At 36.1% G+C, this 12,347-nt stretch carries 12 protein-coding genes and 1 other RNA gene; 4 read left to right on the top strand and 9 right to left on the bottom strand.

What is annotated here, in order from left to right:
- Window positions 1-72 precede the first annotated feature (72 nt).
- Window positions 73-507, bottom strand: a complete 435-nt coding sequence (locus HX109_RS12275; protein WP_178952387.1) for an Hsp20/alpha crystallin family protein — start codon at window positions 505-507, stop codon at window positions 73-75.
- Between the two features lie 217 nt (window positions 508-724).
- Between HX109_RS12275 and HX109_RS12270 the strand changes: the two genes are divergently transcribed.
- Window positions 725-2,014 (top strand): DUF2254 domain-containing protein, encoded by a 1,290-nt coding sequence (locus HX109_RS12270; protein ID WP_178952385.1) that lies wholly within the window; start codon window positions 725-727, stop codon window positions 2,012-2,014.
- On the opposite strand, the gene HX109_RS12265 is transcribed toward HX109_RS12270, so the two are convergent.
- The gene (locus tag HX109_RS12265) at window positions 2,011-2,415 is read right to left on the bottom strand and encodes a TerB family tellurite resistance protein (protein ID WP_178952383.1); all 405 of its coding nucleotides are present in this window, start codon (window positions 2,413-2,415) and stop codon (window positions 2,011-2,013) included. The two genes, HX109_RS12270 and HX109_RS12265, sit on opposite strands and share 4 nt — an antisense overlap.
- Before the next feature lie 159 nt (window positions 2,416-2,574).
- Here HX109_RS12265 and HX109_RS12260 point away from each other — a divergent pair, with 159 nt between their 5' ends.
- Window positions 2,575-3,261 (top strand): phosphoadenylyl-sulfate reductase, encoded by a 687-nt coding sequence (locus HX109_RS12260; RefSeq protein ID WP_178952381.1) that lies wholly within the window; start codon window positions 2,575-2,577, stop codon window positions 3,259-3,261.
- 2 nt (window positions 3,262-3,263) lie between these two features.
- On the opposite strand, the gene HX109_RS12255 is transcribed toward HX109_RS12260, so the two are convergent.
- Window positions 3,264-4,862 carry a DUF5060 domain-containing protein gene (locus HX109_RS12255; RefSeq protein ID WP_178952379.1) on the bottom strand — a complete coding sequence of 533 codons (1,599 nt, stop codon included), beginning with the start codon at window positions 4,860-4,862 and terminating at the stop codon, window positions 3,264-3,266.
- 239 nt (window positions 4,863-5,101) lie between these two features.
- Between HX109_RS12255 and HX109_RS12250 the strand changes: the two genes are divergently transcribed.
- The gene (locus tag HX109_RS12250; RefSeq protein WP_178952377.1) at window positions 5,102-5,287 is read left to right on the top strand and encodes a CsbD family protein; all 186 of its coding nucleotides are present in this window, start codon (window positions 5,102-5,104) and stop codon (window positions 5,285-5,287) included.
- A gap of 59 nt (window positions 5,288-5,346) precedes the next feature.
- On the opposite strand, the gene HX109_RS12245 is transcribed toward HX109_RS12250, so the two are convergent.
- From HX109_RS12245 to HX109_RS12220, 6 genes are all read right to left on the bottom strand, one after another.
- Window positions 5,347-6,492 carry a lactonase family protein gene (locus HX109_RS12245; RefSeq protein WP_178952375.1) on the bottom strand — a complete coding sequence of 382 codons (1,146 nt, stop codon included), beginning with the start codon at window positions 6,490-6,492 and terminating at the stop codon, window positions 5,347-5,349.
- 151 nt (window positions 6,493-6,643) lie between these two features.
- Window positions 6,644-7,804: a hypothetical protein gene (locus HX109_RS12240; RefSeq protein WP_178952373.1), complete on the bottom strand. Its 1,161-nt coding sequence runs from the start codon at window positions 7,802-7,804 to the stop codon at window positions 6,644-6,646.
- Between the two features lie 151 nt (window positions 7,805-7,955).
- Complete coding sequence (gene rny / locus HX109_RS12235; protein ID WP_178952371.1) at window positions 7,956-9,518, bottom strand: ribonuclease Y; 1,563 nt, start codon at window positions 9,516-9,518, stop codon at window positions 7,956-7,958.
- 53 nt (window positions 9,519-9,571) lie between these two features.
- Window positions 9,572-9,701, bottom strand: a non-coding RNA gene (gene ssrS / locus HX109_RS12230) — 6S RNA.
- A gap of 67 nt (window positions 9,702-9,768) precedes the next feature.
- Window positions 9,769-10,059, bottom strand: coding sequence for a cell division protein ZapA (locus HX109_RS12225; RefSeq protein WP_178952369.1), 291 nt, complete (start codon window positions 10,057-10,059; stop codon window positions 9,769-9,771).
- Between the two features lie 16 nt (window positions 10,060-10,075).
- A complete protein-coding gene (locus tag HX109_RS12220) occupies window positions 10,076-10,366 on the bottom strand; it encodes a hypothetical protein (protein ID WP_178952367.1) in 291 nt (96 codons plus the stop codon).
- 289 nt (window positions 10,367-10,655) lie between these two features.
- Here HX109_RS12220 and HX109_RS12215 point away from each other — a divergent pair, with 289 nt between their 5' ends.
- Window positions 10,656-12,341 carry a M23 family metallopeptidase gene (locus HX109_RS12215; protein ID WP_178952365.1) on the top strand — a complete coding sequence of 562 codons (1,686 nt, stop codon included), beginning with the start codon at window positions 10,656-10,658 and terminating at the stop codon, window positions 12,339-12,341.
- The last annotated feature ends 6 nt before the right edge of the window (window positions 12,342-12,347 follow it).

Here is a 12,347-nt window from a genome sequence, read left to right as displayed (position 1 = left end):
CCCAGAATACTGAGGTGTTCTTTAACTAACTAACCAAACTTAACATTATGAAAAACTAATCATTCCTTGAGATTATGCAATCTCTATCAATCTTTTTGGTTTTGGTAGCGCCTCCTCCTTTTTAGGAAGAGCCAAGATTAATACGCCGTCTTCATAAGATGCATTAATCTTATCGCTATCTACAGATTCTGGAAGCGTAAATACTCGCTTAAAGGAATTATAACTAAATTCCCTTCTGCTATAAACGCCATTTCCATCCTCTTTTTCTTCATTTTCTTTTTTTACTTCCGCAGAAATAGTCAATATATTTTTATCCACTTCTACGTTAAAATCGTCTTTTTTCATTCCGGGAGCAGCCAATTCCAACGAAAACTCATGGTCTGCCTCCTTAATATTTACCGCAGGAACGGAAGCTCCATAATTTTCCATCCCACCGAACCAATCTGGTTTAAAAACTTCATCAAAAAAGCTTGGTAACAAATTGTTGTTTCTTCTAACTAAACTCATAACTCTATATTTTTTTGATTAAACTTTAATTTTATTAAATGTTCATTCCTTCATAGACAAATTCAATTCCATTTTAATTTTAATGACTTTTTGTCATTTATTACTAAATAAACACTGTCAAATAGTCGGTATTTATAATGTTTTAAGTTATTTCCAAAGCATTCTACTGTCATTAGCCGGGAAACAATTAAATTTAATAGCGTAAAAACAGCTATGAATGAAGTTATTATTTAGAAAACTAAAGGCTTTCTTTGACAGTATTGAGAGTCAGATTGCTTTTTACCCAACTGTTATTGCCATATTAGGTTCTGTATTCGCCTTTATTATGATTTATTTGGAAACCTTGGGTGCCTCCAAATACTTTAGGGACAACATTCCACTATTGGTTTTGGATAATGAAGAAACTGCACGCGCCATGTTGGGCGTTTTTATAGGCGGGCTCATCTCTTTAATGGTATTTAGCTTCTCGATGGTAATGGTGCTTCTAAACCAAGCCTCCAACAATTTTTCCCCGAGGATCTTACCCGGGCTTATCTCCAACAGAAAGCATCAATTGGTTTTAGGCTTTTATTTGGCCACTTTGCTTTACTGTATTTTTATTCTGGTTTCTATTGAGCCAACCGCAGACAAAGATAAAATACCAGGCTTCTCCGTATTGGTTAGTATTATCCTCACCGTTTTTTGTTTGGCTGCCTTTATTTATTTTATTCATTCCATTTCGCAATCCATACAGATAAACAACATTCTCGAACATATCTATGAAAGCTCCAAAAACAGGTTGCAGAGCTTAGTAAAAGACCAAAGAAAGCACGAAAATAATTTTCCCGACACCTCCAATTGGCATCAGTACAACTCCAATAGGTCTGGTTATTTCCAAAATATTGCCATAGATGCCCTAATAGATATTTCGATAGATAAAGAAACCAAGTTTAAAATATTAGTGGCCAAAGGAAATTTTATTCTAGATGGAGTACCCTTATTTTCTTCTGAAAAAGAATTGGAAGATGAAGTTGTTGAAGAAATTTTAGGTGCCTTTCTTTTTGCGAAAGGAGAACTTATAAAAAACAATTATATTTTAGCTTTTAAGCAAATTACGGAGATTACGGTGAAAGCCATGTCCCCCGGCATAAATGATCCAGGTACTGCCCTCAACGCCATTGACTATTTAACAGAACTATTTGCGCTTCGAATGAAAAAAGAAGATTTAAGCATTTATTATCGCGAGGACGAACAATACATTTATCAAGTTTCCATAAGTTTTGAAGAACTCATATATAATGTCATGGCCTCTATTCGTCTTTATTGCAAACACGATATTATAATTGTACAAAAACTTTTGGTGATGTTTAAATACCTGCAATACCAGCCCTGTGCAGACGATAGCTATAAGGATGTTATCTTAAACGAAGTTAAAGTACTGGCGGAAGAGTCCCGCAAGAACCTTAGCAATGATAGGGACCTACAAACGTTAGAGCATTACTTAGAAGACTTCGAGGTAAAAGATTAATTGTAGTAAGTTTTAAATATATTTACCAGAATTTCTGGCGGCACAACCCTATTCGGGTAATTATCCATGGTTTGCAGCACTCTGTCCATTGCAAAAGGGCTAAGCCCCATTCGCAAACCAAACTCTTTTAGACGTTTGATCTCATTGGGATGCTGTTGCTCATCGATATTCATTAGCAAAACCAATCGATGGAATTGCAGGATTCTTTCAGATTCTGGCGTTGGCGGGATGTATTTTGCAGTTTTGGAATTAAAAAGAGCATCCAGATCTTCTTTGGGAACACTCATATGTTTGGCAATCGCATAAATAAAATTATACTCTTGTTCATTAACCACATGATCGGCTTGTATAAGTGCTATCATTTCCGATAGCAGACTAAGTTTTTGCTCTTTTTCACTCATAACATTGGGGCATTAGAGTTATTATGCAATCTAAAATATACATTTTTTCGATGGAACCACTGAAAACAAATTAACTTTTCGACAAGAAGCATCCGTACAAACGATAAAAAAGCTATCTTGCATCTTTAAACTTATACTCTATAGAATAAATAGACTGATATGCTTACAACGGAAAAAAGAGTATTTACCAATAAACAGATCGAAGATCTCAACAAAAAATACAAACCGCTCACAATTCATCAAAGAATTGCAGCGCTTTATACAGATTTTGATGAGTTAGAAATCATGCTTACCAGCTCTTTTGCGGCTACCTCGGCCTTTTTACTCCATCTATTTTCCGAAGTAAATAAAAATCAACGCGTCTACTTTATAGATACGGGATTTCACTTCCCTGAAACCTTGGATTATAAGGAAAGACTTACCGAATTATATGGATTGAATGTTGCGTCTATTAGTGCCGTTTCAGAAGATCATGCGTTTACCGTAAAAGATGAAACCTATAAGAAAAATCCAGAATTTTGTTGCTCGATAAACAAGGTAAAGCCACTAGACATTATAAAAAACAAATACAGTGTTTGGGTCTCGGGGCTTATGGAGTGGCAAAGCGACCATCGGTCGACGCTGGATATTTTTGAAATGCGTGGTGAAATTTTAAAGTTTTATCCCCTATTGGATATCACCAAAGAAAATAGGGACGATTTTATAAAAGAGCACCAATTACCTTTTCATCCTTTGGTAGCCAAAGGCTATAATTCCATAGGCTGTAAGCATTGCACAGTTCCTGGCGAAGATAGAAGCGGGAGATGGAACAACAGCCCTAAAACCGAATGTGGACTTCATTTATAAGCCTATATCTTTTCTAAAATAACAATAGCGTTTTGATTCTTTAATGCTGAAGGGATTTCTAAATGCATCCAAACTATATCTTTAAAACTATAGGTTCCGCCATCGCTATACGTTCCCGTTAAAGGATCGAACCAAGTGACCTTAACCTCATGCCCGTTTAAAACTGAATCTGTCATATGTCCGTTTACCGATGTCATGCCACCTGTAACGTAAAATATACAGGTATTTTGTTTATTGGACAGCGCATAAGGCGTAAAAGAAAACTGTGTCGGACTTAATCTTTCAAAATTGTATTTGGCCATAAATTCAGCTAAATATTTATAATATCGAAAGTGCGGCTGTTCTTCTTCCGGCAAGGAAAAGGGATCGGGAATAACGTTATACCAAGATGTGTTTTGCCAATAATAAGTACTGTAAGTACCGGCAAAAACACATTGATAGTTTCTATCTAAACACACCAAAGGATCGGTATACTGGCCGTCGAAAATGGAATGCATGGTTTTTTCATAGCCACCGTGCTCGATATTCATTACAGGCTTGTTATCGTATTTTTCCCATGTATCGAGCATTAGATGATGTAGATTCGGACTCCACTGCTGTATCGAAATAAAATCGACCTTATCGGGATGAGCCTTACAATAATTATAATCGTGTACGGTAACCAAACGATCGTAAGCATCCAGTTTTTTTAGTCGCTCTATTCGCTCGGTAATATACCCCATATCATCCCTTCCGTAATCTAAAGCCTCTTTAGAAACATCCCATATTAAATTAGGGAAACCTTGATATCTTTTCACCACATAATCAAAAAACATATTATCCGCTTCAGAGTTCGGCTCAGGCCAATTCACTTTTTTATTCCATACATAAATCATTAAATGGGATACAATACCTTCTTCCTTCAAGTGTTCTAAAACTCGGTCTAAATGTTTAAAAAACGCTATATTTAAATTGGAATATTCGGGATTTTCATTACTTCCTTCGAATGGAAAAAAAGAAGGTTTCGCATAATTGTTTTCTGGCTTAACTTTATCCTTTTCGCCCCAGCTGGCATCGTAGGCATATACATTCATGACTACTTGATTAAACTTATTTTCCCTGATATGGGACACCAGTTCTTTTGTTTTTGGAATGTCATTTCCGTTGGTGGCATCCAGAGCAAATAACCAATCGGCTTCAAACGCCAAAGCATTGTATGGAGAGCCATCTTGATAGTTAAATTTTCGCCTATTTTCCTTAGAGACCACCACGCTGCCATGATTGTTCTCACTATTTGGCATCACCTCTATAGTACCTTTGGTAGGTTTTACAGAAACTCCATTGGCCTCCACATAAAATCTCCAATTCCCCTCTTCGGGTGCGTTAAAACGAACCATCCACTCTTTTCCCCCATTGTAGAAAGCGGGAACTACTAATTGCCTATCATCGTTTTCGAAAATTACATTTATTTCTTGTAGTAATGGTGACTCAACCATTTGTTTTGACTGAAAAGTAATGGTTAAAACATCCCATTTCTTTACAACATATTTCGCATGAATGGTAATTACATTTATAAAAACAAAAAATAAACTGGTAATTAAGAATTTGAATTTTAACGGCATGTATATAAAGTTTTATGCCATAAAATTAATTGATTCTTAGGATACTTATTACACTATTTTATCAAAAGGTACTTAGATATATACAGAGAAACACCTTGCAAAAAGGCTTTTTAAGATAAATTAACGATACCCTAGATAGAATAACAGTTCGTTAAGAGAATATTGGCTGTTGGTTGTGACAAAAAGCATATTTATAATACGATCTTAGAGATATAATTAATCATTAAAAAAATAGAACTATGAATACTAAAGAATTAGAAGGAAAGTGGAATCAAATTAAAGGAAAAGTAAAACAGAAGTATGGTAATGTTACCGACGACGACCTTACCTATTCTGAAGGAAAATTTGATGAAATGTTAGGTAGAGTTCAAGAAAAAACGGGTAAAACCAAAGAAGAACTCCGTGATGAATTAGGAAAACTGTAATTGATCAACAAAAACAGTTTGTAAGCTCCATCTATTAAAAAATAGATGGAGCTTATTTTTTATTGAAACAATATACAAACAGGACTCGGGGCTTCAATCTCATCTACAAATGTTAACAATCCTGAATCCCGATCCCTTTTATAGGAAACAATATTGTTGGTAAATTGGTTTGCCACCAAAAGAAAATTCTCATCTGGCGAAAAAGAAAAATTTCTTGGACCATCACCTCTAACAGACTCATAACCAATATTTTCTAACCCCCCATCGTCCAAGACTTTAAATATGGCAATAGAATTATGCCCCCGATTGGATGCGTATAGAAATTTACCATCTGAAGAAATATGAATATCTGCCCCTTTGCTCTTATCCGTAAAATCTTCAGGTAAGGTAGATATTGAATTTTTTACTTCATATGTTCCTTTATCGTTATAATTTAGCACGGTAATGGTATTGTTCAATTCGTTAAAAACATATGCCATATCTAAAGTGGGATGAAAATCCATATGGCGTGGCCCTGCCCCATCGGCCATTGCTAATTTTTGTGGTTCTTTTGGCTCCAGCTTATTCCCGGAAGCATTAATTTTAGAGAACCACAACTCATTGGTTCCTAAATCTACTGCAATTACCTCATTTTGGGTAGGCTCAAGCCACACCGAGTGTGCATGAGGTCCTTCCTGTCTGTCGGTAGTACCTTTTCCCGTATGCTTCTGCACATCTAACAAGCTCGATAGTTTTCCATTATCATTCAATTTATGCAATCCAACCGTACCACTACTATAATTGGCATTTAGCACAAAACCCTCCTTATTACTTACGATGTAGCATGGATGTGCGCCCCCTGACGGGCTCTTACTTATAAATGTTAGTGTATCTTGTTCTCTCTTGAAAGATACCACTGCCCCATCCTTAGACTCATCTACCGCCAACAGATAATTTTTGTCAGCGGAAAATGCTAAAAATGATGGATTTTCGGTTTTCGCAACCAGTTTACCATTCTTTAAATTTCCGTTTTCGGTTAATTCGTAGGTATAAATTCCTTCTCCATTTTCACGTGTATAAGTACCTACATAAAAAGTAGAGGCTTTTTTAGATGGTTCCATTTCTTTATTTTTTGTTTGTGGATCAGCTGTCTCCACAGTATTTTTAGTGTTTTCCTTACAGCCTGTAATAAGCAATAAAATAACCGCTATGGGTAAAAATTTCATGTTTCAAATGTTAATTAAATTCTAGAGGAAAGATACAATTTATATAGATAAAGATATTCGAATTTCTAAAATTGAATAACAAAAAGGTATTTTAAATAAGCTTGAATCCCCAATTTATACACTTGCTAAAAAGCCATACAAATGGAAAAAATCAATCTGACTCTCCTTGCTTTAATTTTTTATTTTTTTGAAAAATCTTACCGGTATAATAACCAAGTGCAAACGGTAAAAACAGAATAATAATGAAGAATAACAGAAGGTAAAACAATACGCTGGTAATGATATCTTTTATGTGATCCATAGTATTGTCTACCACCCTTTCAGCTAAAATATTTGTTTCCTTTGTAAGCGCTTTCCTTTCGCGCATTATAAAGCTATCTATCGCAATTCTTTCCCTTTCTATAATGGTGTCTATAGAGGCACGCTCTTCAGAAAAAAATTCTTTGGAACTTTCAATATCATAATGTAAACCACGAAACAACACATACATATCTGCTCGAAAATCTTTTACCGATTGATCCAATAGCTCTGGTGTAGTTTCAGCGGTGGTGACCAATCGATCCAAGCTTCTATCCATATTCTCAAAGGCTTTTTGCAAGCTGACGGAATCTACTCCCTGCTCCCTCAAAATGAGCTCTGCATTCCACTGCAACTGTTTCCCTGTACTCTCGGAAGTATACACCAAACGGTTTGAAAAGTTATTCATTACCTCCGAAAGTGTTCCAACCGTTTGGACCGCATTACTATCAGGAATATTTTGAGCAGCCAAATAAGCATCCCGTATCGAAGTGTGCTGAAATGTTAATTCATTAATTGGATTTTCTCCTGCATAATTATACACCAAAATCCTTAAATCTTCATACTCTCCCTTTTCTAAAAGGCTCCTGGCATATCTCTCAATCTCCAAAGTATTGGCATGCGATACCTTGCTAACGTAATCCTGCCATTTCCCAAACATGGTCTTGGCCTTATTGGTTTGCATAAAGTTATCTATGGCAATACTAATTTCCCATGAATCCAGCAGGGCCAATTGAGGCATGGTTTGAAAACCCACTTCGCGGTATGCCGTTAGCGCCTTCAACTTCCATAGATATGCGTTTTTTTCAATAGCCTTATTTGCTTCAGAATCAATAATGCTATCTGCTGCCGCCTCTACCCTATCGGTGGCATCTGCAATAAATTGCTGTGTTAACAGTCTGGAGTTTAATTGGCGCTTGGTGAGAGGTTCCTGTGCGCTTTCAATACGCAACAAAGAACAAGACTGAAAAGTCCATATTAAAAGGAGCAGAACAATGTAATAGTTTGACTTCATCAGTTTAATACATATTCTAGTTAACCGAAAGAAAAGTTATACTTAAATATAATTAATAAAACTGAAAAAAATAACTAACTAACTGAATATAAATTGCATATAAAAAAAGCTCGGTATTGCTACCGAGCTTCTACATATTTTAAAGGGATTGCTATTTGGCAATATTTACAGCCCTAGTCTCCCTAATTACAGTAATTTTTACCTGTCCGGGATAGGTCATATCCGTTTGGATTTTTTGCGAAATCTCAAAAGACAATTCTGAAGCCTTATCATCGGAAACCTTCTCGCTTTCCACAATAACCCTTAATTCCCTTCCTGCTTGTATCGCATATGCTTTCTTAACCCCAGTAAAACCAAAAGCTATTTCCTCAAGGTCTTTTAATCTTTGGATATAGGAATCCAACACTTGGCGTCTTGCACCGGGCCTTGCACCACTAATGGCATCGCAAACCTGTACAATTGGAGCCAGCAAGGATTTCATCTCAATTTCATCGTGGTGGGCACCAATGGCATTGCAAACATCTGGTTTTTCACCATATTTTTCTGCCCACTCCATACCTAGAATAGCATGTGGTGTTTCCATTTCGGTTTCTGGAACTTTACCGATATCGTGTAAAAGTCCGGCTCTTTTTGCCATTTTTGCGTTAATCCCCAATTCGGCTGCCATTACGCTACAAAGCTTGGCTACCTCCCTGGAGTGTTGCAGTAGGTTTTGACCGTATGAAGAACGGTACTTCATTCTACCCACAGCTTTAATAAGTTCTGGATGCAGACCGTGAATTCCAAGATCGATAACCGTACGTTTACCTACTTCTATAATCTCCTCTTCAATCTGCTTCTTGGTTTTCTTAACCACTTCTTCAATTCGCGCTGGATGAATACGTCCGTCGGTCACCAAACGGTGTAAAGACAATCGGGCAATCTCACGACGAACAGAGTCAAAACAAGAAAGAATAATAGCTTCTGGAGTATCGTCTACAATAATCTCTACCCCTGTAGCTGATTCCAACGCACGAATATTTCGTCCTTCGCGACCGATAATTCGTCCTTTAACATCGTCTGACTCTAAATTGAATACAGAAACGCAATTATCAATAGCTTCCTCGGTACCGATACGTTGAATAGTGTTAACAATGACTTTTTTGGCTTCCTGCTGTGCAGTTAATTTAGCTTCTTCCATGGTATTCTGGATGAAAGCCATGGCGTCGCTTTTAGCATCAGACTTTAAAGACTCTACCAATTGAGATCTGGCTTCGTCTGCCGATAACCCTGAAATTACTTCTAATTGCTCTATTTGGCTCTTATGAAGTTTTTCAATTTCATTTTGTTTTTTATCCAAAAACTCCAAGCGGTAATCGTAATCTTTGCTTTTCGCTTCAATTTCTGCGCTCAGTTTTTTGTTCTTTGCAAGTTCGTTGGAAACTTGCGATTCTTTATCACGGGTTCTTTTTTCGGCCTCGGCTATCTTTTTATCTTTAGAAACGATAACCTTTTCGTGTTCTGCTTTTAATTCAAGAAACTTTTCCTTCGCCTGTAGTATTTTATCTTTTTTAATACTTTCCCCTTCTGTTTTGGCTTCTTTTAATATCTTTTGAGCTTCTCTTTTTGCTCCGGAGATTAATTTGGTAGCGTTCTTTTTTTCGAGCACTTTGGCTATTAAAAAACCAACTATTATCCCCACTACTCCAACTATTATCAATAGTGTATTGTCCATCTTTACATATATATTTAAAAAAAAAGCCTACATTGGTAATTGAAGTTTTGTACAAACTCCTATAAACAGGTTTAAGGCTACCAAACTGATCAAGGATCCGCAGTCCTGTGTTCTGAAATTAATCAGAGGAGCGGCTTGCTTTTACAATCTGAACTCACCTTTTTTAATTAATACTTGTTGAGTTTGTCAAAAAAATGCAACCAATGTAGGCAGTAACATTATTTTATTTAAAAGAACATTTTTATTTCATTCAGCCCAAATGTTGGGATATTAAAGCATCTAAACCTTTTAAACGCTCTTCCATCTCTTCACTTGTTTTGTTAGTATCAATACCTTCTTGTTCTACCTTAGAAGCAAATTGCAAGGCACACATGGCCAATACATCTTGCTTATCCCTAACGGCATAATTCTGCTCAAATTCCTTTATTAAATTATCTATTTTTTTAGCGGCCTTACGAAGACCTTCTTCCTGCGCTGGATTTACAGTTAGCGGGTATACCCTATCTGCAATAGATATTTTAATTTTAAGCTTATCTTTCATTTGTGGTCTAGAACGTTTATTCGGATAACTGAGTTATACACTGGTCAATTTCCCGAATTAAAGTATTTATTTTAAGCTTAGCTTCAGTTTTATTTTCATTACTGCCAAGCATCGAATTTGCTAGTTTAAGCGATTCATAATTAGCCTCCCATGCTTCTATGGAATTAGCTAGATCCTTATTTTCATTTTTAGAAGCGGCCAATTCTTCTTTTAATTTTCGGTTGGTTTCCTGCGCTTGCTTTAACTTATCAAGCAGCTTTCCGACCTTACTTTCCAGAGAATCAACAATTTCTATAATCTCACTCATACATGCAATATTCAACGCATATCTTTACAAAGTTAATATACCTTTGCATACCTCACAATAGATTATAAAAAATTCTTTTAAAACTTGTTATTACCTATTTACCCGCATCTCGACAACTATTTTATCGCCAAGTATAAATTGTAAAACAAGTTAGTACTAGAACTTTTAATACTATTTGGTACAAACAGAAATATATTAATGATACTAAGATAAGGAAAAATGCGTTTTAACCGTAGATTTTTCCGGTTTAATTATCTATTACTTACTTTTGTTGCATAATATTTTTTCAATGCGCTACCTGTCGTTATTACTAGTTTTATCTTGTTATTTTATACATTCCCAAAACAATTATCCAACCGATTATTTCCGGTCTCCCCTGGATATCCCTATTGTTTTAGCGGGTACTTTTGGAGAGCTACGCTCCAACCATTTTCATGCGGGAATGGATATTAAGACCCAACAAAGGGAAGGTTTGCCAGTATTTTCTGTAGCAGATGGTTATGTTTCCAGAATTAAAGTACAAACCTATGGTTATGGAAAAGCTATCTATGTTACTCACCCCAATGGATATACTTCTGTTTATGGGCATTTACAGAGTTTTTCTCCGGAAATACAAAAAATTGTAAAAGAGGAACAATATAAAAAACAATCTTACGAAGTTGAAATTTACCCAACCGCGGAAGAATTTCAGCTTAAAAAAGGAGATCTTATCGCATACAGTGGAAACACCGGAGGCAGCGGCGGCCCGCATTTACATTTTGAAATTCGGGATAGCAGTGCAAAACCTATAAACCCTTTATTATTTGGTTACGAGGTTAAAGACACTAAAGCCCCACGGGTTTTGGGAGTGTATACATATCCCATAGGGGAACAATCAGCAGTCAACAATACGACCAATCGCATGGAGTTGCGTCTACACAAAGAAAATGAAAATACCTTTATAGCTGATAAAATTGAAGCTATTGGGGATATTGGACTCGGCGTGGAAACCTACGACCAACTGGATATGGCATACAATAAAAATGGAGCCTATAAAATATGTACTACGGTGAATGGCACCGTAAATTTTGAATACAACTTCGAAAAATTTTCGTTTGACGAGAGCCGATATATTAATACTTTAATAGATTACCCAACCTATGTAGATAGCAGAACGCGAATACAAAAATGCTATATAGAACCCTACAACAAATTAAGTATCTATAAAAACAAAGGGGATAACGGTGTAATCGCCATCGAAGAAGGCATGTCTTACCAAGTTACTTTGGAAGTATCCGATTTTTCTGAAAACACAACGACCATTATCATTCCTGTGGAAGGCAAAAAACAGGAGTATACCAAACCAAATAACAATCCGAGTAACGGAAAATACTTGTTGGCTGCAAGGGATAATATCTTTTCCGTAGGGAACGCTTCTGTATTTTTTCCCGCCAATACATTTTATTTCGACTTTTTTATTGATTTGTCAGAATACAAAGACGGTATCGTAATACACAACGCCCGAACTCCCGTAAAAAGCAACTATACCATAAGCATGGATATAAGCGGTCTCGACAAAAATAATAAAGACAAACTTTTTATTGCTCACGAAGATGAACACGGAAACTATTATTATGAGCATACCTACAGAAAAGGGAACACCTTAAGCACACGAACCCGGGATTTGGGTAAATTTACGATCGCAAAAGATACCGTTGCCCCAAAAATAAGACCATTAAATTTTAGGGACGGACAGTGGCTTTCCAATTTTAGGTATTTAAAATTAAAGATTACAGACGACCTTAGTGGTATTAACTCCTACCGTGCCACCATAAATGGAGAATGGATTCTAATGGAATATGAATACAAGGAAAACAGTTTAACATACGATCTTAGCGATATCGATTTTGGTGATGAAGCCAACAATTTAGAAGTAATCGTAACAGATAATGTGGGAAATAGTACTACTTTTAAAGCCGAATTTCATAGGAAGTAAAACTTT

Source organism: Galbibacter sp. BG1 (assembly GCF_013391805.1).
In the GTDB taxonomy this organism is placed as follows: Bacteria; Bacteroidota; Bacteroidia; order Flavobacteriales; family Flavobacteriaceae; genus Galbibacter.
The sequence above is the reverse complement of the archived record's forward strand: the minus strand, read 5'-3'. Positions and strand labels throughout refer to the sequence as shown.